This window comes from Bacteroidota bacterium (genome assembly GCA_037133915.1).
In the GTDB taxonomy this organism is placed as follows: Bacteria; Bacteroidota; Bacteroidia; order Bacteroidales; family CAIWKO01; genus JBAXND01.
In genome coordinates this window covers 46,295-72,130 of sequence record JBAXND010000009.1, presented here as the reverse complement: position 1 = coordinate 72,130, position 25,836 = coordinate 46,295, and the positions used below count along the sequence as shown (strand labels likewise).

20 protein-coding genes are annotated in these 25,836 nt (G+C 43.1%); 8 read left to right on the top strand and 12 right to left on the bottom strand.

What is annotated here, in order from left to right:
• Positions 1–22 precede the first annotated feature (22 nt).
• The 3 genes from WCM76_04825 to WCM76_04815 all read left to right on the top strand — a co-directional run bounded on the left by WCM76_04825 (position 23) and on the right by WCM76_04815 (position 3,257).
• Positions 23–1,048 carry a rhomboid family intramembrane serine protease gene (locus WCM76_04825; protein MEI6764942.1) on the top strand — a complete coding sequence of 342 codons (1,026 nt, stop codon included), beginning with the start codon at positions 23–25 and terminating at the stop codon, positions 1,046–1,048.
• 117 nt (positions 1,049–1,165) lie between these two features.
• The gene (locus tag WCM76_04820; protein ID MEI6764941.1) at positions 1,166–2,107 is read left to right on the top strand and encodes a rhomboid family intramembrane serine protease; all 942 of its coding nucleotides are present in this window, start codon (positions 1,166–1,168) and stop codon (positions 2,105–2,107) included.
• A 49-nt stretch (positions 2,108–2,156) separates the two neighbouring features.
• On the top strand, positions 2,157–3,257 hold the full coding sequence (locus tag WCM76_04815; protein ID MEI6764940.1) for an endonuclease/exonuclease/phosphatase family protein: 1,101 nt from the start codon (positions 2,157–2,159) through the stop codon (positions 3,255–3,257).
• Positions 3,258–3,287: 30 nt separating this feature from the next.
• On the opposite strand, the gene WCM76_04810 is transcribed toward WCM76_04815, so the two are convergent.
• From WCM76_04810 to WCM76_04785, 6 genes are read right to left on the bottom strand one after another with little or no spacing between them, the layout of a single operon-like run.
• Complete coding sequence (locus tag WCM76_04810; protein MEI6764939.1) at positions 3,288–3,962, bottom strand: tetratricopeptide repeat protein; 675 nt, start codon at positions 3,960–3,962, stop codon at positions 3,288–3,290.
• A 46-nt stretch (positions 3,963–4,008) separates the two neighbouring features.
• Positions 4,009–5,370: a citrate synthase gene (locus tag WCM76_04805; GenBank protein ID MEI6764938.1), complete on the bottom strand. Its 1,362-nt coding sequence runs from the start codon at positions 5,368–5,370 to the stop codon at positions 4,009–4,011.
• Positions 5,371–5,394: 24 nt separating this feature from the next.
• Positions 5,395–6,657, bottom strand: coding sequence for an NADP-dependent isocitrate dehydrogenase (gene icd / locus WCM76_04800; protein ID MEI6764937.1), 1,263 nt, complete (start codon positions 6,655–6,657; stop codon positions 5,395–5,397).
• A gap of 21 nt (positions 6,658–6,678) precedes the next feature.
• A complete protein-coding gene (locus WCM76_04795) occupies positions 6,679–7,770 on the bottom strand; it encodes an Ldh family oxidoreductase (GenBank protein MEI6764936.1) in 1,092 nt (363 codons plus the stop codon).
• 19 nt (positions 7,771–7,789) lie between these two features.
• Positions 7,790–10,048 carry an aconitate hydratase gene (locus WCM76_04790; protein ID MEI6764935.1) on the bottom strand — a complete coding sequence of 753 codons (2,259 nt, stop codon included), beginning with the start codon at positions 10,046–10,048 and terminating at the stop codon, positions 7,790–7,792.
• A gap of 53 nt (positions 10,049–10,101) precedes the next feature.
• Positions 10,102–10,230 (bottom strand): hypothetical protein, encoded by a 129-nt coding sequence (locus WCM76_04785; GenBank protein ID MEI6764934.1) that lies wholly within the window; start codon positions 10,228–10,230, stop codon positions 10,102–10,104.
• Positions 10,231–10,357: 127 nt separating this feature from the next.
• Between WCM76_04785 and uvrB the strand changes: the two genes are divergently transcribed.
• The 3 genes from uvrB to WCM76_04770 all read left to right on the top strand — a co-directional run bounded on the left by uvrB (position 10,358) and on the right by WCM76_04770 (position 14,262).
• Positions 10,358–12,379: an excinuclease ABC subunit UvrB gene (gene uvrB / locus WCM76_04780; GenBank protein ID MEI6764933.1), complete on the top strand. Its 2,022-nt coding sequence runs from the start codon at positions 10,358–10,360 to the stop codon at positions 12,377–12,379.
• 142 nt (positions 12,380–12,521) lie between these two features.
• Positions 12,522–13,469: a helix-hairpin-helix domain-containing protein gene (locus tag WCM76_04775; GenBank protein MEI6764932.1), complete on the top strand. Its 948-nt coding sequence runs from the start codon at positions 12,522–12,524 to the stop codon at positions 13,467–13,469.
• A gap of 244 nt (positions 13,470–13,713) precedes the next feature.
• Positions 13,714–14,262: a DUF255 domain-containing protein gene (locus WCM76_04770; GenBank protein MEI6764931.1), complete on the top strand. Its 549-nt coding sequence runs from the start codon at positions 13,714–13,716 to the stop codon at positions 14,260–14,262.
• Between the two features lie 8 nt (positions 14,263–14,270).
• Here WCM76_04770 and WCM76_04765 read toward each other — a convergent pair whose 3' ends face one another.
• Entirely contained in the window at positions 14,271–14,897 is a 627-nt protein-coding gene (locus WCM76_04765) for an NTP transferase domain-containing protein (GenBank protein ID MEI6764930.1), read from the bottom strand.
• A 215-nt stretch (positions 14,898–15,112) separates the two neighbouring features.
• On the opposite strand from WCM76_04765, the gene ygfK reads away from it, so the two are divergent.
• Both ygfK and WCM76_04755 read left to right on the top strand, forming a co-directional pair.
• Entirely contained in the window at positions 15,113–18,370 is a 3,258-nt protein-coding gene (ygfK, locus tag WCM76_04760; protein MEI6764929.1) for a putative selenate reductase subunit YgfK, read from the top strand.
• A gap of 51 nt (positions 18,371–18,421) precedes the next feature.
• Positions 18,422–20,539, top strand: coding sequence for a tetratricopeptide repeat protein (locus tag WCM76_04755; protein ID MEI6764928.1), 2,118 nt, complete (start codon positions 18,422–18,424; stop codon positions 20,537–20,539).
• A 209-nt stretch (positions 20,540–20,748) separates the two neighbouring features.
• Here the strand turns inward: WCM76_04755 and WCM76_04750 are convergent, their stop codons facing one another.
• The 5 genes from WCM76_04750 to WCM76_04730 all read right to left on the bottom strand — a co-directional run bounded on the left by WCM76_04750 (position 20,749) and on the right by WCM76_04730 (position 25,815).
• Positions 20,749–22,533 carry a (Fe-S)-binding protein gene (locus tag WCM76_04750; GenBank protein MEI6764927.1) on the bottom strand — a complete coding sequence of 595 codons (1,785 nt, stop codon included), beginning with the start codon at positions 22,531–22,533 and terminating at the stop codon, positions 20,749–20,751.
• Positions 22,523–22,858: a 4Fe-4S dicluster domain-containing protein gene (locus WCM76_04745; GenBank protein ID MEI6764926.1), complete on the bottom strand. Its 336-nt coding sequence runs from the start codon at positions 22,856–22,858 to the stop codon at positions 22,523–22,525. The genes WCM76_04750 and WCM76_04745 overlap by 11 nt, the downstream gene beginning before the upstream one ends.
• 90 nt (positions 22,859–22,948) lie before the next feature.
• The gene (locus tag WCM76_04740) at positions 22,949–24,019 is read right to left on the bottom strand and encodes an FAD-dependent oxidoreductase (protein MEI6764925.1); all 1,071 of its coding nucleotides are present in this window, start codon (positions 24,017–24,019) and stop codon (positions 22,949–22,951) included.
• Positions 24,020–24,038: 19 nt separating this feature from the next.
• Complete coding sequence (locus tag WCM76_04735; GenBank protein ID MEI6764924.1) at positions 24,039–25,109, bottom strand: heterodisulfide reductase-related iron-sulfur binding cluster; 1,071 nt, start codon at positions 25,107–25,109, stop codon at positions 24,039–24,041.
• On the bottom strand, positions 25,099–25,815 hold the full coding sequence (locus WCM76_04730; GenBank protein MEI6764923.1) for a 4Fe-4S dicluster domain-containing protein: 717 nt from the start codon (positions 25,813–25,815) through the stop codon (positions 25,099–25,101). Before WCM76_04730 ends, WCM76_04735 begins: the two co-directional genes overlap by 11 nt.
• Positions 25,816–25,836 lie beyond the last annotated feature (21 nt).

Sequence of the window (25,836 nt, the reverse complement as noted above, 5' to 3'; positions counted from 1 at the left end):
TACAATTAACCAAAGACATTCCATGAGTTACGAACAATACAGACCTGCAGGATTCAAATTGCTGCCACCGGTAGTAAAGAATCTGCTTATTATAAATATCCTCTTTTTTATTGCCAAATATGTTCTGGGTAATGCCATGAATGTTGACCTTGACGATATGCTCGGGCTGCATTATTTTGGAGCTGAAAAATTCAAGCCCTACCAGATTGTTTCATATATGTTTATGCATGGCGACATTACACATATATTATTCAATATGCTGGCTTTGTGGATGTTTGGCTATGTACTGGAAAATGTCTGGGGACCGAAACGCTTTCTCACCTATTATATTCTTTGCGGACTTGGCGCCGCAGCTGTACATTATATTATAGTTTATTTTCAGGTTCAGCCGGTACTGGAAGCGATTGAACAGTATAAAGCCAGTCCCGGATTGATACAATTCAAACAATTCATTGATAATCAACAGGTTTTTCAGGTAGCATCTTATGATATTCAGAATCATTTTAATACATTTTCAGTAAGCTATAACGGAATCATTCACAATTCCGATTCGCTTGCGCAGACAGCACAGCATTTTACATTGCAGGCACAAAATATCAGCGATTCAATAAGTATGCTGCATGCTCCCGCAGATTCACTCAGGGCGCAGGTTGCCAATCTGAATCAAATGGCTCAGATTGCCACGCAGCAATCAGATTCGTTACAACAGGCAGCTGTTACCTTTAACACAGATTTTATCAATCAGTATCGTGAAGATTATTTGAACGCACCGGTGATTATCGGTGCTTCGGGTGCCGTATTCGGCATATTGCTCGCTTTCGGGATGATGTTCCCCAACACCCTGGTATATGTATATTTTGCAATTCCGATGAAGGCGAAATGGTTTGTTATTTTATACGGCGGACTTGAACTGGTATTGGGTGTTTCAAACAGGTCGGGCGACAACGTGGCACATTTTGCACATCTTGGCGGGATGCTGGTAGGATTCATTATTTTGATGATATGGAAACGCAATAACCGTAAGAAAATGTTTGAAAACAGGGAGTAAAGGCAGGTAATAGGTAATTGGTAATAGGTAATAGGTAACAGGGAATAATCCTTTATCCCGACGTTCAAAATTTTCAAATTTTCAAATTGACTAATTATCAAATTATTTTTCGGCTTTATGAATAATAATTTCAATTTCAACAACTACCAGCCGGCGCGTCCTGCATCACCTCTGAAAGGTCTTCGCGATTTTTTCATGGGACGTTCCATGCTGTCGCGGCTCATCATCATCAATGTGGCGGTATTCCTGTTGGTGAACATCGCAGGCTTATTCCAGTTCTTTATGCAGATACCCTATTTGCAAAATGGCAAGGAAACCAATATATTGGTTTACTGGCTGGCACTGCCATCAAATCCCGACACCCTGCTGCATCGCCCGTGGACCATCATTTCTTACATGTTCCTGCACGAGAATTTCCTGCATATTTTCTTCAATATGCTGATGCTATACTTCGGCGGCAAGCTTTTTACTGAATATCTAGGAAGCAAAAAACTGCTTCTCACCTATTTGCTCGGCGGCATTTTCGGAGGAATTTTTTATGTAACAGCCTATAATATTTTCCCGGTTTTCAGCAATATTGCAGGCATTTCAATTGTTCTGGGTGCTTCGGCCTCAGTGCTTGCCATCATCATAGCCATTGCCACCTTTATTCCCGATTATTCGCTGAATATGCTGTTTATCGGCAAAGTCAAGTTCAAATACATGGCGCTTATTTTTGTTGCACTCGACTTATTAAGCATCCAGAAAGACAATCCCGGCGGTCACATCGCGCATCTTGGCGGGGCTTTCTGGGGATTCATTTATATACTTGCACTGAAAAGTAAGGTGATAGGCAATAATCTGGCTAACCCATTTAAAAAATTGTTCAGGCGCAAGCCGAAATTTAAAGGTTACACTTCCTACACCCGGCCACCGGTAAACGAAGACGATTACAATAAAGTACGTGCCGATAATCAGAAAAAGACCGATGCTATCCTCGACAAAATAAAAAAATCAGGTTATTCGAGCCTTACGAAAGAAGAAAAAGAATTTCTATTTAAAGCAAGCAGTAAACCCTAATTGCATCATACAGGTGGCAGGAAAATCGAAAAGCAAAACAGGTATATTATTGAAATTGGTATTCGGATTGAATATCATTTTTGCCCTGTTGCTTGCCTGCTCCTGCCTCGCCCCTTTTATCAGTCCTGAGAAAATCTGGTTCTTCGCTTTTGCCGGTCTGGCCTACCAGCCACTTGCCTTGATTAATCTGGGTTTTGTGATTTTCTGGCTCATCTTTAAGCGCATATATTTACTCCTTTCATTGATTATGTTGATGGCAGGATATAATCATGTGCGTTCGCATTTTCAGTTCAGAGAAACAACAGGCAAGCCCGAAAAAGGTTCGTATACACGAGTGTTATCATACAATGTAAGGAATTTCGACATTTACAATGTGGATAAAAAATGGAAGCATGATTTCACGAATCGAAACAGAATATTTACGTTCATTAAAGACCAGATGCCTGATATCATTTGCTTTCAGGAGTTTGTAAATGACCTCAGCGGGACTTTTAAAACGCTGGACACGCTGGTGCAGTTTCAAAAAGCGAAATACTGTCATGCGGAATATAAAATCACTTCGCGCAACATCAACCAGTTTGGTATTGCCACATTCAGCGCTTATCCGATTGTAAATAAAGGAAAGATTGATTTCCCCTGGTCGCGCAGCAATTTATGCATTTGGACAGACGTACTTATAGGCAAGGATACAGTACGAATCTACAATGCCCATTTTGAGAGCATACGTTTGAGTAAGGAAGAAACAGAACTTGCTGAAAATCCCGGGACTGTGAGTGAAAACAAGGATAACGAAGCACTGAAACGCACTACAAAAAAGATGTTTGATTATATGAAAGCAGCGTACAAAAGGCGTTCGCGTGAAGCCGAAATGGTTTCAGATCATATTCTCAACTGCCACTTTCCGGTTATATTATGCACGGACCTCAATGATACACCCTGCTCTTATGCTTACCACCACATCAGTCACAGCCTTACTGATGCCTTTGTAAGATCAGGTTCAGGAACGGGAAGCAGCTATCCGGGCTTTCCATTGCCATTCCGCATAGATTATATCTTTTATTCGGATCCGTTTAGCGCGATAAATTTCAAAACGCACAAGCTTATGTACTCCGACCACTACCCTATCACATGTGATTTTGTGAAGGATTGATTTTACATGAAATACCGGAATTGTAGATTATCAGAATGAATGATCATCGACAATATAATCGTACATTTCCTGAGCATTATTATTATAGGGATCCAGCTCCAGCACTTTCTTAAATTCTTCTTTTGCCAGATCATACTTGAACGTGCGCATATAGGTTCGACCAAGATGATAGTGCGCTGATACGTGCTGATTGTTTTCCTGTACTAATTTCTGAAAGTGAGGCAGCGCTTCTTCGTACCGTCCGGTTGCTTTTAATGCAATTCCAAGATAATAATGTGCCATTGTTGTATCGCCTTTGCCTTCCAGCATTTTGCGATAGCAATCAATACTTTTAGCTTCCTTGCCGAGATGGTAATAACTCAATCCCATCCAGATGTAGGTCATCGGCAGTGGCTTTCCTGACTCAATAATTTTCTCGAAAACTTCAACGGCCTGTGTAAATAAAGTGGCGCGGTACATGGCAACACCCATCCTGTAATATATATAGATACTACCGGGTCTGAGCTTCAATATTTTTTTATAGGCACAAATGCATTTATTCATCTCGCCCAGAATATAATATTGATTTGCTACCTCCAGTAAAAGTCGGATACTGTCAGGGCTCTTCTCAAGTTCCGCTTCGAAAAATGCAACTGCATCTGTCAGATTACCGTCTAATACCTGTTCAAAGGCTTTGTCAAATGGGGCAATATTAAAGTCGTTCATACAATTTCATTTTTAATAATTACGGGTTAAAAATAGCAATTAATTATTACAAACGGCTGATTAAAGGAACATATTCCTGTTTGGGGAACACGCCCTTATATGCCGGGCGGATAATACGCTTTGCAGATGAAGATATTTCCTCAATGCGGTGTGTACACCATCCTGCAACCCTTGCCATAGCAAATAAAGGTGTGAACAATTCCTTCGGTATGCCAATGCATGAATACACAAAGCCTGAATAGAAATCCACATTGATGCACACCTGTTTATCGGGTCCGTTGCCTTTAAATTCGGCAAAAACCACGGGGGCAAGCTTTTCAAACAATTCATAGAGTTCAAATTCATCAATCTTGCCTTTTTCAACAGCCAGGTCGCGCGCTCTTTCTCGCAGAACAATAGCTCTTGGGTCTGAAATGGTATAAACGGCATGACCGATACCATAAATCTTTCCACTGAAATCATTTACTTTTTTGTTCAGAATTTTAATTATGTACTCCCGAACTTCATTTTCATCTTTCCAGTCAGAAAGATTGCGTTTCAAATCTTCCATCATATCAAGAACCTTCAGGTTGGCGCCCCCGTGCAAAGGTCCTTTCAATGAACCGATGGCTGCAGTAATAGATGAATAGATATCCGTTTCACTTGAACTTGTCACGCGCATGGTAAATGTTGAATTGTTTCCGCCACCGTGTTCTGCATGCAACACAAGAGCAAGGTCCAGCAAATCGGCTTCAAGCTTTGTATATCGTGAATTACCGCCTTTAACAAGATACAGGAAGTTCTCGGCAGTGCTCATTACCGGACTCGGATAACGGATGGACAGCGTCTTTCCCTGATACGCATAACTCATTGCCTGATATGCATATGCAATGATTGTAGGAAACTTGGCGATGATGTTCAGTGATTGTTCAATCATATTCCGGATACTAATCTCATCAGCCCGGGCATCGAGTGTGTACAGTCCCAGCACAGACCGTGCAAGCATGTTAAGAACATCGCGCCCTTTCATAGAAAGAATCATGTTCTTGATGAATGAATCAGGCAGTTTGCGCAACTGTGCCATATAATCGGTGAATACCGTCAGCTCATCCTTAGAGGGCAATTTACCGGTCAGCAAAAGGTAAACTGTCTCATCAAATCCATGTCGCTGGTCGCTTTTGAATCCATTTGCAAGGTCTTCGATATCAATTCCGCGATATACCAGCCGGCCCGGTACTGCAAGAACCTGATCGCCTTCCTTTTTATAACCGACAACATCACCAATATTTGTTAAGCCTGCCAGTACGCCGGTTTTATCTTTGTTGCGCAATCCTCTTTTGACATCGAATTTTTCATAATATTCGCGGTCAATGATGGTGGCTTCTTTTACCGATTTCTCAAGGTTTGACATTAAGCTATTGTTATCCATTTCTGATGTTTTTAGTAGTCCTGTTTATAAATTTGAAATAATGGCATCAGCAAATTCTGATGTTTTTAACAGTGTGGCACCTTCCATAAGACGGTGGAAATCATAGGTAACTTTCTTGCTCAGAATTGTTTTTTCGATGGCCGCATAGATACTTTCTGACACGGCATTCCATCCCAGATATTCAAACATCAAAGCTCCCGAAAGAATCACAGAGCCCGGATTGACTTTATCAAGACCGGCATACTTGGGTGCCGTTCCGTGTGTGGCTTCAAAGATGGCATGTCCGCTTTCAAAATTGATATTAGCGCCGGGTGCAATGCCGATTCCTCCAACAATGGCAGCCAGTGCGTCAGAGATATAATCACCGTTCAGATTGAGCGTGGCAATAACAGAATACTCAGCCGGACGTGTAAGAATCTGCTGCAGAAAAGCATCCGCAATCACATCTTTGATGAGTAATTTCCCGGCACGTTCGGCTGACTGTTGTGCAGCAATGGCAGCCTCTTCGCCTTTTTCTTTTAAAATCAAATTGTATTGCTGCCAGGTAAACACATCATTGTTAAATTCCCGTTCAGCCAGGGCATATCCCCATCTCATAAAGGAGCCTTCAGTAAACTTCATTATGTTCCCTTTATGAACCAGGGTTACTGAAGGAAGTTTGCGTTCCAGTGCAAACCGTATAGCCTGTCGCACAAGCCGCTCTGTTCCCTGCACCGATACAGGCTTAATGCCCAGCGATACTGTATCCGGAAAACGGATTGATTTCACGCCCATTTCATTCAGCAAAAAATTCTTCAGTTTATCGGTATCGGGTTTGCCATGCATGTATTCGATACCGGCATAAATATCTTCAGTGTTCTCTCTGAAAATATGCATATCCACGTTCTCGGGATGCTTCACCGGACTGGGCACTCCACTGAAATAGCGCACAGGCCGGTAACAGGTGTATAAGTCCAGTTCCTGACGAAGGGCAACGTTGAGTGAGCGCATGCCGCCACCGACAGGAGTTGTGAGCGGTCCCTTGATACCAACTAAAAATTCTTTAAAATCGTTCAGCGTTTCTTCAGGAAGCCATGAGCCTGTCTCGTTGAAGGCCTTTTCTCCGGCAAGCACTTCTCGCCAGAAAATTTTCTTCGAATCACCGAATGCTGCCTTTACCGCTGCATCAAATACACGCACAGATGCATTCCAGATATCAGGTCCTGTACCGTCACCTTCAATAAATGGTATAATCGGAAAGTCAGGAACCTGAAGTGTGCCATTTTCAATTTTAATCTTGTCTGCCATAATGCTCGTTTATTATGTTCGTTATTCAGCAAATGCCATTGCATCGAATGCCACCCCAATCTTTTCACCTTCTTTCGTAAGGTCATCAATGATAGGTTTCATCAAAGGCACACCATGTTTTTGATTGTATTTTTCATATTCAAATTCCTTCTCACCGGCTACCAGTATCTCGTTTCTTCCTTCAGCAAGAGGCGACAATTTCAACAAGCTGATCATTTCATCCATCTGGGCTTTAAAATCAGCAACCGGTCTGAATGCCGCAACATCCATTGCCATAAAAAAGTGAGAAACGCCGGTAGGTTCAGGTTTTGACGGTGAGCCGACGTGCGTAAGGAAATTCCCGCCTGAAAGCGCAGAGCAAAGAATCTCAACCATCACGGCAAGTCCGTAACCTTTGTATCCGGCGGTATAATCCATCCCGCCAAGCGGAAGCAATGCCCCATGTCCACCCGGTTTAATCTTAGATGGATCCGTTGTTACCCGGCCTTCAGAATCAATGCCCCATCCAAGTGGAATGGGTTCATTCTTTTTTTCATACACCTGAATCTTGCCATAGGCTACGGCACTGGTAGCCATATCAAGCACATAAGGATACCGGCTTCCGGCAGGAACGGCCATACTAATTGGGTTTGTGCCAAGCACTGCCGTTTTGCCATACGTTGGTGATACCAATGGTTGCGAGTTCGTCATACAAAAGCCAATCATGTCATGTTCCAATGCCATCATGGAGTAATAACCGGCAATGCCAAAGTGATTGCTGTTATTCACGGTGATGGAAGCCATTCCCGACTTTTTCGCTTTAGCGATACACATATTCATGGCATTGTGCGAAACAACCTGCCCACATCCGTTTCCACCATCAATGAGCATGGTGGTAGGCGTTTCGCTGACTACTTTATAAGGTGTTGTCGGGTCAATATATTTATTGATGATACGGTGCCCATAATAGGAACCAAGACGGTGCAGCCCGTGCGATTCTACACCTCGCATATCGGCTGATATCAGCACGTTTCCCACAATACGCGCATCCGCTTCGGGAACACCAAGTTTTGTCATATACCTGACCACAAAATCCATCAGGTCCTCTTTTTTAAATCGCATTAATGTTTCCATAACACTGTTTATACTTTAATTATTTGTTTGAATTTCTGATGAGATTAAGGGATGAGCCTGCTTTAAACCATTCTATCTGCGCAGCATTGTAAGTATGGTTCGCCTGTATGGTCTCTGTGGTACCATCACGATGCACAATTAAAATTTCAAGTGGTTTTCCCGCTTTGAAATCAGCAAGCCCGCTTATGGTCAATACATCGTCTTCACGAACTTTCAGATAGTCATTTTTATCTTTGAATGTCAAGGCGAGCATCCCCTGTTTTTTCAAATTTGTTTCATGGATGCGTGCAAAAGAACGTGCAAGAATAGCCTTCACATTGAGGAAGCGCGGTTCCATCGCTGCATGTTCACGCGATGAACCTTCGCCATAATTCTCATCACCGATAACAATCGTGGCTTCACCATTTTTTTTGAATTCTTTTGCAACCTCAGGTACTGTGGCATATTCCCCATTCATGGTATTCAGCACACTGTTAGGTTTATCATTAAAAAAATTAATTGCGCCTATCAACAAATTATCGGAAATATTTGCGAGATGCCCGCGATACTTCAGCCATTTGCCTGCCATTGAAATATGATCGGTGGTGCATTTCCCTTTTACCTTGATAAGGACTGATAATGCCATTGTATCATTTCCATCCCATGCTTTAAAGGGTTGAAGCTTCTGCAGCCTGTCTGAGTCTTGTTTGATTACTATTTCCGGTGCATCCGCCATTGTCGGCTTCTGATAACCTTCAACAACAGTACCGAAGCCTATTGAAGGAAGGTCAGTGCCAAATGGTGGATCCAGTTTCACCATCTCACCTTTCTCATTCATCAATGTATCAGTAATAGGATTAAAAGTAAGGTCTCCGGCAAGTGCAATAGCTGCAACCATTTCGGGTGAAGCAACAAATGCATGGGTATTGGGGTTTCCATCAACACGCTTCGAAAAATTTCTGTTGAAGGAATGAATTACGGTGTTCTTAAGACCTTGTTCAGAACCGGCACGCTCCCATTGTCCGATGCAAGGACCGCAAGCATTTGCAAAGATTTGTCCGCCTATTTTCCTGAAAATATCAAAAATCCCATCACGTTCGCATATGGCTCGTATTTGCTCTGAACCCGGTGTGATTGTAAAAACTGATTTTGCCTTTAAATGATTTTCATACGCATTCTTCACAACGGATGCCGCACGCGACAGATCTTCGTACGATGAATTTGTGCACGAGCCAATCAGACCAACTTCAACAGTGGTTGGCCAGGCATTTGCTGCTGCTGCAGCTTTCATTTCGGATACAGGTGTTGCAAGATCAGGCGAGAAGGGCCCATTAATATATGGTTCAAGTGTGCTAAGGTCAATCTCGATAAATTGGTCAAAATATTTTTCAGGCGAAGCAAGAACCTCCGGATCTGGATTAAGATCCGCCCCAACTCCGGTTGCAAGTTGTGCAACTTTTTCCCGGCCGGTAGCCTGAAGATACTTGCTCATGGCTTCATCAAAACCAAAAATTGAACAGGTAGCACCCAGTTCTGCGCCCATATTGCAGATGGTGGCTTTTCCTGTTGCAGAAAGCGAATTTGCTCCTTCACCGAAATATTCAATGATGCATCCGGTTCCTCCTTTAACTGTGAGTATTCCGGCAATCTTCAGAATGATATCCTTTGCAGACACCCAACCATTGAGCCTCCCGATTAGTTTTATTCCAATGATTTTTGGAAATTTAAGTTCCCATTCCATACCTGTCATCACATCAACGGCATCGGCTCCACCCACACCTATCGCAATCATACCAAGACCACCGGCATTTGGCGTATGTGAGTCTGTACCTATCATCATGCCTCCTGGAAAAGCATAATTCTCAAGAATAATCTGGTGAATAATGCCAGCGCCCGGTTTCCAGAAACCAATGCCATACTTATTACACGCCGAACTGAGAAAATCGTATACTTCATTATTGACAACAGTGGCCGTTTGAAGATCCTCTGCAGCACCCGACTTTGCAAGTATAAGATGGTCGCAATGTACTGAAGTGGGAACAGCCGTTCTGTCTTTTCCAGCCATCATAAATTGCAATAACGCCATCTGAGCCGTCGCATCCTGCATCGCAACTCTGTCCGGTCTGAAGTCAGCATAATCAACACTTCTGATTAAAACTTGAGAGGGTTCTCTGAACAAATGAGCATACAATAACTTTTCGCTCAGTGTTAACGGGTGGTTGAGAAGTTCCTTTATCCCGGAAATTCGCGCTGAAAGTGTTTTATAAAACAACTCTATTAATTCAATATCAAATTGCATGTTTCCTAGATTTTATGTTACAGCTGATGACAAATATAGCTTTGCTGTGCAGCTTATGCAATAGGATATATAGGATATAAATCAGACACCGGAATATACATAGGTGTATTCGCTGCTTCTCCTGTGTTGACAGCATCTACAGCCACGATGATATTAATCAGCATTACACCAATTATATCCATGACTTCGCGTTTTCCAATGACCTAATTAGAAATCCACGGAAAATTTTACAAGTTTCAATCTGACCAAAAATATTTTTAGTTAGCGCTTCACCATAATGAAACTGCTTTTCCCCCTATCTTTGCATTTATGGATTTTGAACTCACATCTGAATTTATCCCCACAGGCGATCAGCCCGAAGCAATCAAACAACTTGTAGAAGGTTTGCAGCGCGGTGATGAATCGCAGGTACTGCTGGGAGTTACCGGATCAGGAAAAACATTTACCGTTGCAAACGTAATTCAGCAAATACAGCGGCCAACGCTGGTTCTGAGTCATAATAAAACGCTGGCAGCCCAGCTATACGGAGAATTCAAGCAGTTCTTTCCCAAAAATGCAGTTGAATATTTTGTATCCTATTACGACTATTATCAGCCTGAAGCCTACCTTCCAATTTCAAATACTTACATTGAAAAGGACTTATCCATCAATGATGAAATTGAGAAACTAAGACTCAGTGCCACTTCTGCGCTGTTGTCGGGACGCCGCGATGTAATTGTTATCTCATCAGTTTCCTGTATTTACGGTATAGGTAACCCTGAAGATTTTTCGAGCAATGTAATACGCCTGCAGGTCGGACAAAAAGTAAGCCGGCAGGCTTTTCTTCAGGATCTCGTACATGTGCTTTATTCGCGAAACGACATAGAATTTACACGGTCCAAATTCAGAGTCAGAGGTGACACCGTTGACGTATTTCCGGCTTACGCCGATTACTGTTTCAGGATAAGTTTTTTTGGTAATGAAATTGATTCCATCGACTCATTTGAGCCTGTGAACGGTCGTAAACTGGAATCGCATACCGCCATTGCCATCTACCCGGCAAACATTTTTATTACGTCTAAAGAAACCATGAATTCGGCTCTCGATGAGATACAGCAGGACATGTTTAAACAGGCCGAATATTTTAGAGAAAACGGGCAGCACCTCGAAGCAAAACGGATTGAAGACCGGGTCAATTATGATATTGAAATGATGCGTGAACTGGGCTACTGCTCAGGCATTGAGAACTATTCTCGGTACTTTGACCGAAGAGCCACAGGGCAGCGACCGTTCTGCTTGCTCGATTATTTCCCCGATGATTTTCTGATGGTGATTGATGAAAGCCATGTCACCGTTTCACAGATTCGTGCCATGTACGGCGGCGACCGTTCACGCAAAAAAAATCTTGTGGAATACGGGTTTCGCCTGCCTTCGGCTATGGACAACCGCCCGTTGAAGTTTGATGAATTTGAAGCGATGGCTCCTCAGTTGCTTTACGTGAGCGCCACTCCTGCCGATTACGAACTGCAGAAAAGCGAAGGCGTGGTGGTTGAACAACTCGTGCGCCCAACGGGATTGCTCGATCCCAAAATCGTTGTAAAGCCGAGCCTGAATCAGGTTGATGACCTGCTGAATGAAATCAACGAAAGAATAAAAGTAAAAGAGCGCGTGCTGGTAACAACACTTACCAAACGCATGGCAGAAGAACTGGCCAAATACATGACAAAGCTCGACGTCAGGTGTCGCTACATACATTCGGAAGTGCACACGCTGGAGCGTGTTGAGATTATCCGCGATTTACGTAACGGAGTATTTGATGTGCTTATTGGTGTTAACCTGCTTCGTGAAGGCCTGGATCTGCCTGAGGTTTCACTCGTCGCTATTCTGGATGCCGACAAAGAAGGCTTTCTGAGGTCGGCACGCTCGCTTACGCAGACAGCCGGTCGAGCTGCGCGCAACCTGCACAGTCTGGTCATTTTTTATGCCGATAAAATGACCGAGTCCATGAAACGGACCATAGAAGAGACGGAACGGCGAAGGGAAAAACAAATGGCATATAACATTGAACACAATATAACTCCGACTCAAATCACAAAATCAGCAGAATCTATACTCGGGCAGACCAGTGTTGCCGATGGCAAAAACAAAGAGCCGAGACCGTACGTTGAAAGTGAAAACTTCAATGCTGCAGCCGACCCTGTGGTTGCCTATATGTCGAAGGAACAATTGCAAAAAGCGATTCAGAAAACGAAAAAATCAATGGAAGCCGCAGTTAAAGAACTTGACTTCATTGAGGCTGCACGCCTTCGCGATGAAATGTTCGCCTTCCAAAAACTGATTGACGGTAAATAAAAAAAAGTCATGAGTCGCCTGTCCGCCTGGCGGATGAGTTATGTGAAATTCAATATTTCCTACCCTCGGATTTTAGATTTATTTAATAATTTTTCATTACTGATTATTAATAATTTTTCGCATCTTTACAAAAAAAAATACGATGCGAAAGAAAGCAAAAAGCAATCTTCTGCGGGAGTACTTTGCATTCAATAAATCGGAACGCCGCGGCATTTTCATGCTGCTGGGAATTATTACCCTCATCATTCTCGGAAACATTGTAATGCCTTACGCTCTCCCGCGCCAGATGCAGGATTTCACACAATTCGACAAGGAAGTCAACTCATATCTGGAAACTCAGGAAGTGATTCAGCCTGCCAAATCATACTTCTCGGAAACGAAGGAAAAATTTACGGAATTTGATTTTAATAATTCCGACCGTTCGGTTAGCGAAAGCAATCTCAAGCCATTTGATTTCGACCCCAACACCATGACGCCTGAACAGTGGAAAACGCTTGGTTTGGAAGATAAGCAGATAAAAACACTGGAAAACTTTAAAGCAAAAGGTGGCAAGTTCAATAAAAAAGAAGACTTCAAAAAGATGTTTTGCATTTCCGAAAATGAATATCAGCTACTCGAACCGTATATTAAAATAACTGACAACAAAGCCACCAAAAATTCATCGTACGGAGAATTTAAAAAGCCGGAAATTCAAGTTATGGAGCTGAATACCGCTTCATCAGAAGAATTGGATAAGTTGCCCGGCATAGGACAATATTTTGTCGAAAAAATAATAAATTATAAGCTCAAATTAGGAGGATATTATTGCAAGGAACAGCTCAAAGAAATCAATAAACTGAATGATACCGTCTATTTAAAAATTGAGCCCTACATCATCGTAAATCCAAAAATAATTCGAAAAATTAACGTGAATACCGCCACTTATGAGGAGTTGCAGAAGCATCCGTATATCGGCTATAATGTAGCGCTATCGCTGGTTAATTATCGCGATGTGCATGGCAAGTACAAAGTGCTTGCCGACATCAAAAAATCTGTGCTTGTAAAAGATGCGCTGTATGAAAAAATAAAATATTACCTTTCGGTGGAATAAACTCCGGACTTATGAAGCATCGTAGCCATTGGTTTTATAAAAGTCTTGTCTTTGCGTTTTCCGCAATGGTATTTACGCTAGGGTTTATGCCCGCCTGCCGCCCAAAAGCGAAATACGGCGGCCCTCCCGATACATATAAAAGAATTCAGCAAATGGAAGACTCAATAAAGAAGGCTGATTCTGCGAATAAAAAATAGCGCTATCTTTGTATCAATCAATCTCCGACATCTAAAGCTACCTTACTATGAAAAGCTTCATCACCGTATCACTTCTTGCAATAGCCTTCCTGTTACCCACATTTGTAAAAGCCCAACAACCGGCCGCAGCTGACAAAATTACCTGGTACAGTCTTAAAGAAGCCACCGAGTTGAATGCAAAAAAACCAAAGAAAATTTTTATTGATGTGTTTACCGACTGGTGCGGATGGTGTAAAAAAATGGATCAGTCAACGTTTACAGATCCCGTTGTAATAAAGTTCATGAACAAGTATTTTTATGCCGTGAAGTTAAACGCGGAACAGGGCGATACAATCATATATCTGGGCAAAACCTACATAAATCCTAATCCCAAAAGCTCGCGTTCTACGCACCAGCTGGCCACAACATTATTACAAGGTCAATTATATTATCCCTCATTTGTAATTCTGGATGATAAAATGGCCGTCATCACGAAAACAATGGGATATAAAGAACCGAAAGAAGTGGAGCCTTTACTCAGATATTACGGAGAAAATGCATATAAGAAGAAAACCTACGAAGTGTATATGCAGACGTTCAAGAGTGAGCTTAACTGATATTCCGCTTACAGATTAACATTCAGACTTTCGCCAAAGTGTTTATTGTAATCCTCAATGGTATTGATATTATAACGTATCGATGGATCTTCAGTAGGAACAATAATCTTTTTCAGTCCCCGCAACTCATCTTTTAACGTCGTTTCATAGGTTTCAATACTCATTATCTTGTTCACGGCCTCAGTTCCAATGAGCACCGGGTGTCCACCCCGCCCTTCAAACGCAGGAACCACCCAACCGTCAGGAATATATTGCTGGTATAGCATGGAAAGTAACGATTCCGTAACAAAAGGATTATCGCCATCCTGAATAAAACAGGGGAAGCGTACACCCGAAGCTTTTATACCTAACTGTATGGAATAAAATCGTTCGTATTCCGGATGCTCATTAATCACTTTTACCGTCCCGTTAAGGAAATTATAATGTCCCACTCTGTAGCGGTCCAGATTCTCTTTGTTCAGCACCACCGCAACCTTGCCGCAACATATCGAACGATATTGGTCTATGATATGTTCCAGAAAGCAGACCCGCTCGTCCCACTTAAGAAACGGCTTACTCAATCCCATCCTTGCTGAATATCCTGCAGCAAGAATAACAACCGAGCACATCATCTGCTTTTTTCCGGTTTCCGGCATCCTTTTGTTTTTTTGGGACTGCAAGTTTAGCAAAAATATCCGACAATTAACAATTATTTAAGATAAAAATTAATGATTTATTTCATATTGTTAATATATAATATTTTAACTACCTAGTATTGTGAAACAACTAACAAAACATTGGGCATATATAACTTCAACTTTTGACCATGAAATGACTACTTTTGCACCTGAAAAATTTAATATATTATATCATGAGCGACAGATTTTCGATTGTATCCATTACTCAACTTTACCATCTGGCAACTTGCCGGACTTCCGAATTACTCGGAATACCTGAAGAAATTATTGCGACCGCAAAGCAAACAGAAAAGCTGAAAAGCACATTCATGGGCAAACCCATTGATTCTCCTGTTGGAGTTGCAGCCGGTCCACACACTCAAATGGCTCAGAATCTCATCGCAGCATACCTTTGCGGTGCACGCTATCTGGAATTGAAAACCGTTCAGACACTTGATGAACTCAATGTTTCTAAACCCTGTATCGACATGCAGGACGAAGGATACAACGTTGAATGGTCGCAGGAACTGAGGATACGTGAATCGTTCGAAGAGTATCTGAAAGCCTGGATTATTCTGCACCTGCTGCATCACAAAGCAGGAATAGCCGGAAAACCCGGATTTATCTTCAACATGAGTGTTGGTTACAACATGGAAGGTATTCTGAAAGAAAATGTTCAGTGGTTTTTTGGTAAAATGAAAAACTGTAAGGCAGAAAAAGAAGCGATGATTCAGGAACTCCTGCCGCTCTACCCTGCCCTTTCGGGAATAAATATTCCCGATTGCATGTCAGACAGCATTACACTTTCAACAATGCACGGCTGCCCGCCCGAAGAAATAGAAAAAATAGGGCTTTACCTGATCAATGAAATGAAGCTGAATACGCTGATAAAGCTGAATCCTACATTACTCGGACCGGAGAAACTGCGCACCATATTAAACAAGGTACACGGACATACCGCCGTTGTTCCCGACGAAGCTTTTGGTCACGACCTTAAATATCCCGATGCACTCAGAATCATCAATAATCTTACGGCTGCGGCTAAAACTCAAAAAGTATTTTTTGGGCTCAAGCTCACCAACACTTTGGAAACAATGAACAACAGGGATGTTTTTACGCCTAATGAGAAAATGATGTATATGAGCGGCAGAGCACTGCACCCCATCAGCATCAACCTCGCAAACGTGTTGCAGAAAGAATACGATGGCAAACTGAATATCTCCTTTTCGGCCGGCGCCGACTGTTTCAATATTCCGGATGTAATCTCTTGCGGGTTATTCCCGGTTACGGTATGCTCAGATGTGCTGAAACCGGGCGGATACGGTCGCCTGCATCAATATATTACCGCGTTGAACGAAGCCCTCGAAGCCAAACAAATGGCTTCACTCGATCTTCTGAAAGGCATTGATGAAAAAGCCCGGCAAACAGACATCATGGAAAATCTTGCAGCCTACGCCGATAAAGTACTTTCTGAAAAAGCCTACGCAAAAGACCTTTTCAAAGTGCCGTACATCAAGACCGGACGGAAATTGAATACATTCGACTGCATTGGAGCACCCTGTGTAAATACATGCCCCACCAATCAGGATATACCTGTATATATGTATCACGCGGCAAACGGCGATTTTGAAAAAGCCTTCCGCGTAATCATGCATACTAACCCGTTTCCCGCTGTTTGCGGAATGGTGTGTGACCACCTCTGCCAGACGAAATGTACCCGCGTAAATTATGACAACTCACTGCTGATACGCGAAGTTAAACGCTACATCGCCGAGAATGCCGGAACACCGGCACTCAAACCTCAAAAATCAAACGGTAAAAAAGCCGTTGTGATTGGTGCCGGTCCTTCAGGATTGGCAGCAGCCTATTTCCTTGCAATGGCAGGATTCAGCGTTGAAGTTTTTGAAACAAAAAGTATTGCAGGCGGCATGGTTTCCGACGCCATTCCTTCGTTCAGACTCTCCGAACAGGCCATTATGAGCGACATTGAGCGCATAAAATCCATCGGCGTTAAAATAAATTACAACCATCCCATCACAAAAGAGATTTTTGAGCAACTGCGTAAAGACAACAATTTTATTTATGTTGCCATTGGCGCACAGAAAGCCAAAAAACTCGGTATCGCGGGCGAAGAAGCCCAGGGTGTTCTTGACCCATTAAAGTTCCTCTCATCCATTCGCAGGGGTGTTGCACAGCCTGTTGGAAAGAATATTGTTGTGATAGGTGGCGGAAATACAGCCATGGATGTTGCACGTACAGCCAAAAGGCTGGCCGGGGCCGATGCTAAAGTGACTATTGTTTACCGCAGAACGATTATGGAAATGCCCGCTGATAAAGAAGAAGTAATCAGCGCACAAAAAGAAGGTCTCAACATTCTGGAATTAGTTGCACCTGAAAGCGTGGTAGCACAGAATGGCCATGTGACGGGACTTTTATGCAGCAAGATGGAACTGGGCGAAAAAGACAGCAGCGGACGACGTAAACCGGTTAAAATAGCAGGTTCGGAATTTGAATTGCATGTCGACACCATTATTCCGGCGCTGGGTCAGGATATTATTGCAGATTTTGTGGATGCCGGATTGCTTCAGGCGAACGAAGGCTCCTACGAAACCCAGATTCCGGGTGTGTTCATTGGCGGTGATGCCATGCGCGGACCGGCAACAATTATCAAAGCAATCGGCGACGGACGCATTGCGGCCGAAGCCATAATCGCAGCTTCAGGCACGTCGGCAGTTGATCCTGAATTATTCCCTGTAAAAGGTAAAAGCTACGCTGAACATATTACCAAACGCAGTCTCCGCCAGTTCGGCAAAGAAGTGCACGAAGATTTGCCAACGGCAAAAGACCCGTTCAAACTGGTGTCGCATACACTCACCAAAGAAGAAACTATTGCCGAGGCATCACGTTGCCTTTACTGCGACGAGGTTTGCAGCATTTGTGTAACCGTATGCCCGAATCGCGCTAACAATACTTATGAGGTGGAACCTTTCAGTCTGACAATCTACAATGCCGAAAGAGACACCAATGGAAAAGTTACTATTACCGACAACGAACTATTCGAAATTAAGCAATCAACGCAGGTTTTGAATATTGCTGAATTCTGCAACGAATGCGGTAACTGTACAACCTTCTGTCCCACTTCGGGCAGACCTTTCATGGATAAACCAAAGTTCTGCCTCACCGAAAGCTGTTTTGCCGAAACGGAAAATGCATATTTTCTTGACAAAAGTACCGGTACGCCTATTCTTGTGTACCGCAATGAAAACAGCACTGCCAGACTTTCGGAGTTTGATGAGCATTATATTTACGAGGGCAGCGGCGTAAAAGTGCAGCTGTCAAAAACAGGTCTGAAAATTCAGGATATCAATTTTACAGGCGTGAACACATACAGCACCTTACATGCCATTGAACTTATGATTCTGATGCAGACCGCAAAGAAGATATACGTGTAGGTACGCTTCTGCCATTTTTTTTATCTTTGAACCTTTATTGAAGATAGCATTATGGCAAAGCAACAGATTTATAAGGATAGATTACCGCAAAAGCCCGCCAGCAATACCAAGCGGGCTTTTGCTATGCCTGCTCCGAACGCAAAGTCCAATGCGCAGAGCAAAGACAATAAACCGCTGATATACGCTCTGGCTGCGGTAATCATTACACTAATCGTTTATATTCCGTCGCTCAGCAACGGCTGGATTGTGAACTGGGACGATGGCGGTTATATCCATGAACACGCACTCGTGCACAGCCTGACGTGGCAGAATTTCATCACCATCTTCAATCCGACTACATTTTATAAAGGCAATTATCATCCGCTCACAACATGGTTCTATGCGCTTGAATATTCTGTTGCCGGCGAGAATCCAGCATTGTACCACTTCAATAACCTTCTTTTTCATCTGCTGAATGTATTACTGGTGTTCTGGTTTATCCGTCTGATTTCAAAAAAGCCATTGCTGGCGGGGTTTTGCGCAGTATTTTTTGGAATACATCCCATGCATGTAGAATCGGTGGCATGGGTAAGCGAACGTAAAGACGTGCTCTACACATTTTTCTTCATGCTTTCTCTGATATGGTATTATTTCCGGATTACACGACAGGAGCATAAAACAAGAAATTACTGGATATCCCTGCTTTTTTTCTTTTTATCGTTATTAAGCAAATCAGCCGCCGTTATCTTACCTATTGTCATGTTGGCTGTTGACTGGTTTATAAAACGGAAATTAAGCTTTCGCTTGATAACGGAAAAAATTCCGTACTTAATGCTATCCCTGGTATTCGGCATCCTTGCAGTGTTTTCGCAAAATGAGCGCGGTGCCATCCACGACCTTACACCACTCTATCCGTTCTACGAGCGCATGATTATTGTGTGTCATACACTGGTGCTGTATATTGCGAAGCTTTTTGTACCCGTTAAGCTTGCGGTAATGTATCCGTATCCTGCACGCATCAACGGACTACTGCCATTCATGTATTATGCATCAGCGGCTATTGTAATTGCAGTGCTCGCACTCATTGTTTGGTCGAAGCGGTATGGCAGGCAGTACATTTTCGGCGCTCTGTTCTTTTTCATCAGCATCGTTCTCGTATTACAAATAGTATCTGTGGGCGGAGCATCATTATCGGAGCGATACACCTACGTTCCGTATATCGGGCTGTTCTTTATTATTGGCTGGATGTATGATAAAGGAATCAGTAGCACTGACAAGAAAATACTTCGCTATAAACCGGCTTTGCATATCCTTACCGGGATATTCATTCTCTTCTTTTCGTTTCTTTCATGGCAGCGGATTGGCTTGTGGAAAGACGGGGAAATACTTTTCACGGATCAGATCAAAACATATCCAAATCTGCCTTTCGGGTATAATAACCGTGGATATTATTATTACAGATGGGTCAAGAATTATGATAAAGCTGTTGCTGATTTTACGCGTTCCATAACGTTGGATTCGACCTATTTTCCTGCGTTTGCGAATCGCGGCGTTGTACTGTTCAATATGGGGAAAGTGGAAGAAGCCATCGTTGATTTTTCAAAATGCCTGAAAATGGACCCGAAAAATAATGATGCGCTGATTGGGCGTGCCAATTCGTACAGCAACCTAAAACAGTTTGAGCCATCGCTGCCCGACTATGACCTGTATCTGACGATAAAGCCCGAAGACAGCAAAGCATGGCTGTGGCGAGGTACTGCAAAGCTTAACCTGAAGAAGGAAGATGAAGCACTTAAAGACTTTGAACAATGCCTGAAACTGAATCCGAAGGATGAAGAAGGATATTACTGGAAAGGATTAGCCTATTACCGTAAAGGAGAATACGCTGCCGCCATTCAGCTTTTCGATAAATCAATTGAACTTAAGCCTGAAAAAAGTGAAGTCTATTCCTGGCGCGGGCTTGCAAAATACAACCTGAAGAGGCCTGCTGAAGCAATCAAAGATTATGACCTCGCCATACAATCGAATCCAAAGGACGCCGCATCATTTGTGAACCGCTCAGTGGCTGCATATGATATTGGAAACTTCAAACAGGCATGGGAAGATATTAATACAGCAGGTAAGATGGGATATCCGCTCGACAGAAGTTTTTTTGAGAAAGTACAGGCTGCCGTTACGGTCAAAAAATAAAAAACCCCGATGGCGCGAAGACACCGGGGAAAAATTAAATACTATGAAAAAAAACAAAAAACAAATAAATCACTACAAAGATAATCTCATTTCGTCGAAAATTGCAAGTTTTTCTTAAAATAATTTTCAACAGCTATTAACATTTTTATTTTCATTATATATAATAGATTTACTTCTATACAAATACAATATTCGTATAAAACTCATTTTCAATTAATAAGAAGACCATTTTTATGCCCCTCGTACACCAATTCTGCCAGATCCTTAACCTTCGTTCCGGCATATTTTCCCAATGTTTTTTTACAAAGAGGACAAGAAGTTATTAAAAAATCGGGGCAGGAATTCATCAGTTCATCGACAATTTGAGAAGAAACCTTTTCTCTGACCTCGTTATATTTTTCAATATTTCCCAGCGAACCGCCACAGCATAATCCTGCTTCGGCTTCATGTGGTGTTTGCACTAATGTGGCGTAATTTCGTATCACTTTCCTAGGCTCATCAAATATTCCGGAGCCACGACCCAGTTCGCACGGATCGTGATAAACCACCTTTTTGTCTGATATTGAGGATTTTAATATATTGTTATCCAATAATTCCGAAATAAACTGACTGTGGTGTAATACTTCAATATCCAATTTGTAATCTTCATTGAACACCCTGAAACAGATGGGGCAGGAAGTAACGAGTCTGCGGGCGCCCGATTCTTGTATTATCTTTTTATTCTGGTCAATCAGATTACGTGCATCATTATACTGACCGGCCAGCATGAGGGGGCGCCCGCAGCATATCGAACCATCGGCATCCATAAAGCTGTAATTCACGCCCGATGCGTCAAGAATACCGACCATGGCTTTTCGTATAGCCGGCGTTAAATGAGTCATGCAGCCTGCGAAGTAAATTACATCCACCTTTTTAGTCTCAACCGGCGGCAGATAAGCGTAATTGAAAAACTTTTTTCCGCCGAGATAAGTGCGTTGTGATAATCTTAATGAATCGGTATCGATTGCCACCGGACAATACTCCTTGCAACGACCGCAAACCAGGCATGTCTGCGCAATGACCTCATCTTTTTTCTTTTCACGCAGAGATTTTACGAAATAAACGGCCTGTGTATCGTGAATACCCGCCGCTGTTGAAATCTGGCAAACATCAATGCACACGCCACAGCGCGGGCACGAGTTGATTTCCACTTCCTGAAATACGCCAAAACGTTTATATCGATTGATGCCAAAGCGCCTGAATCCTATCAGCAATATTTCGGCAGGAATGTGCATATACCTTGAATACGGCAGCGAAACAAAGAAAATGCCGAGAGCAAATGAGTACGCCCACCAGGCAACATACGACAGCGGCTCAACCGGAAGAAAGCCCGCAAAAAAATCGCCCAGACTGCCGGTAAGGAAACTTCCGCCATGATGCACACCCGATGTAAAACTTTCTGCCAACAGCCTTAACGGAAAGATGAACCAAAGAGAAGTGAGGGCAAACTTATCAAAAAGCTTCATTTTGGTCGTTTTCTTCATGCCGAACATACGCGAGTATATTCTCTTGAACATCGCCAGCATCAGACCGGATATCACATAAAGCAGAAAGAAGTCCATGATGAAACCGAAGAACCCGCTCCAGGGAATATTGACATGCCCGGGGACGAAAAAGCGGAAAAATATAGGGTAATACGGGAAGTTGAGTTCGGTGCCTGCATGTAAGCGCGATTCAAGATTTCCGAGTACTATCAGCATAAACCAACCGAAAGCAAAACTCATGTGCATATAACCAAGCAACGGGTTAACACGGTAAACGCGTCGGTGAAAAAGACTTTCGGTAATTATTTCCCAACCGGCACCAAAAACCTTACGGCTGAATATACCTTTATTTAAACGATTGCGGTCGTCGGCCGGAAGGCGGCGTATCCACATCGAAAATTTTACAATAACGATGACGAATAATATGAACAGCCCGATGCTGAACGGCAGCACAAAAGGATCAAATTTCATGGTTCTCAAGTGCTTTGTGAATAGACAATATTACTTTGCGTGTATTCACGCCCCGTGGACAGATAAGCTGGCATTTGCCGCACAGCATGCATTTTTTCATTTCTTCTTTCAGCGTTGAGGTCTCCCCTCTTTTTATCAAAACAAAAATTTTTCTGAGATTAAAATCCGTAAAAACTCCGGCGCTACAGGTAGCGGTACAGCTTCCACAGCTCATACATACATTGAAGGTAGCTTCTTTTGAAATAACGCTGTTGGCCAGCTGACGGCTATTTGCGTCATAGTCAATCTGGCGGTCAGGGTTTATTTTATATCCGAAATCTTTCATTAAAAATTAATTTGAAAATTAGTCAATTTGAAAATGCCTGTCCGCCTCTGCCTGTCCGCCTTTTGGCGGATCAATTCAACAATTCATTTTTTAGTTATTAACTCCTTTAAAGTACGCTTTTGTTCGTTCTTCGATGTTATAGCCTTCGAGGTAACTGGCAATGGCCGCAGCGGCTGCCCGCGCATCGGTGATGGTATTTGTGATGGTTTTTGGCGCCGTACACGACCCTGCAAAGAATACGCCCGGAATGTTCGAAACATTGGTTAGCGTGTGCTGGTCTTTTGTTTTAAAAAATCCGTTCACGCCAAACTGCAATCCCAGTAATTTTCCAATCTGTCTGGTTCCTTCCGAAGGCACAAAACCAACCATCAGCACCAGCAAGTCAACCGTCATTTTCATGGGTTTACCGGCAAGGGTATCTTCCACTTTTAATACGATGCTGTGGTCAATATTTTCAGCAGCTTCCGATAAGCGGCCGCGCACAAAATTTATTCCCCACTTTTCCTGTGCTTCTTTGTACAATGCTTCGAAATGCATTCCGTACATACGCATATCCATATAAAAACAGAACAGCTCTGCATCAGGAAGTTTTTCTTTCAATTCCATTGATTGCTTCACAGCCGTTACACAGCAAACCTTCGAGCAATAGACATGACCTACCTTTTCGTCGCGTGAGCCGACACAATGTATGAAGCCGATGCGTGCAGGAACTTTTCCTGTTGGTGTAAGCATTTGCCCGCCCTGCGAAAATTTTCCTTCCAGCTCTGCCGATGTAATTACATTATCGTAAATGCCGTAGCCGTATTCTTCTTTCAGGCGGGCATCAAAAATATCGTATCCTGTGGTAATGAGCAAGGCGTCCGCAATGAGCGTGGTTCCGCTGTCGAGCTCTACGCGAAACGATTTGCCAAGTTCATCTATCTTGATAATATTGGCGCGGTACATAATATTGACGTTGTTCTCAACACCCTGTTTCAGAAATGTGAGTACCTCATCGCCACGGCGCATCGTCGGGAAGAGTCGGTCCCATTTGCGCAGATGACCGCCCAACGCGGCTTCTTTCTCAATCAGCGTTACATAATAACCCATGGCAGAGAGATACGCAGCCGATTCCATTCCGGCTATTCCACCACCAATAACTATAACTTTTTTTTGGTCCATCAGCAATTACAGAATTAATTTAACAGACTTTGAGAAACTCAGGCAGCTCGGGTCGTCCGAGGTCCTCACCATGAATTCCTTTGTATTTTTTTTCCGGGTCATATGGAATGCCCATTTTATCAAGCACCGGTTCGCAGGCTACCTGATGCACCTGCAAACCTATTTCCCAGGGATCGTATCCAAGCACCAACCCTGCCACTTCTTCGAAGGTGAATACAGGAATTCCTTTACCATCCTGACCATATGTTTTTCCCGACATTTCCGCAATAGCGTATTGCCATTTATCCATAAACATAGGACAGCCGGGACAATTGGTAATAATCATATCGGGTTTATAAGGCTCCATGGATTCAAATTTCTTGTGCGAACAGGCAATGGAATAGCCCCTATTGGCCTGAACCAGATATTGTCTGAATCCGAATCCGCAGCAATGACGGCGCTCGGGATAATCAATTACTTCACCACCCCATTCTTCAACCATTCCGACAAGCACATAAGGATATTCGGCACCGCCGACACCTTTGTGCGGGAACATTTTTGAATAATGGCAACCAATATGTTCAACCACTTTGAGTGGCTCGCCCGTAGCTTTATTAACCAGTTTATACTTTGCCTTGGCGGCGATTTCCTTACGGAATTTATAAATAACATCGCTGGCATGAGCCATATTCGCGGGAACTTCAAACTCGCGCCCGGTGGCTTTTCTGAGGTTCTCACGAATTTTTTCTTCCAGTTCGGGAAAATGATGCCAGGTGTCTAAAATCTCGGTGTACAATCCGAAGGAAGTTACACAGGACGGTACAAAATTTTTGTAACCGGCCTCGCTCATCAGTGCATATTGACGAGCTACCACAGTCATGGCCGTCTCTACAGGAACAATATCGCCATGATAGCCAATACCGGTGCATGTTGTATGGCATGGGTGTTCGTACACCTCTTTTCCAAGTTCATTACGAAGGATGCGCAAAAAAGTAGTTTCGGAACCGGGAAAAAAGTTCTGCCGCACACAGGAACGCACGTAGAAATAGCTGTCGTCGGCAATTTCCTTCTGATATTCCTGCCAAAGAGCCTGTTTACCTTCAATCTTCATGCTTGTTGTGTTTATTGCTGTTAAAAGAATAAATGTGCCTGAAATACTCGTTATCAATGGTATCGTCGAGCTGCATGCCCATTTCTTCGGCTTTTATTTTAGAATATTCTTCAATTTTCCTGAATCGTTCGTTGCCTCCGGTGACCTCAAAAATGCTCCGAAGCTCGTCCATGGCTTCTTCCGGAATTTTACGCAGAATGCCCGGACCGCTGCCGAGGTAATTGGCGCCCAGTTTTTCGAAGATGCCGCGCCAGTTTTTTTGCTTCCAGTCCCACACCGGTCCCTGCTCGGGATGCAGATCAGTACCGATGCCCTCGAGGTACAGACAATATCCGGTTTTCAGAATCCAGTCGCCCACCGTCCGTTTAACGGCTAACTGCTGCCGTCCTTTTTCCGATTCCACAAAATAACCTTCTTCCTGCGACAGGGAGCGTAATGCCATAATAATCAAACCCGGCGCATTGCCGCGCGGACAGCGTGTTTTGCACGACATACATTCGCCGCAATACCAAATAGTTTCGCTTTTCAGCAGAGCCAGAATCTGTTCCTCATTCCGTGTTTGTACAATATCCACAACCGAGCGCGGGTCGTATTCATAAAACTCGGAAGCGGCGCATATTGCAGTACAGGTGCCGCAATTCATGCAGGCTTTCAGGCCTTCTTCAAAACGGACATCGTTTTTTAGTTTGTCGTACAAAGCTCCCATTCATTCAAGATTTAGCGTATT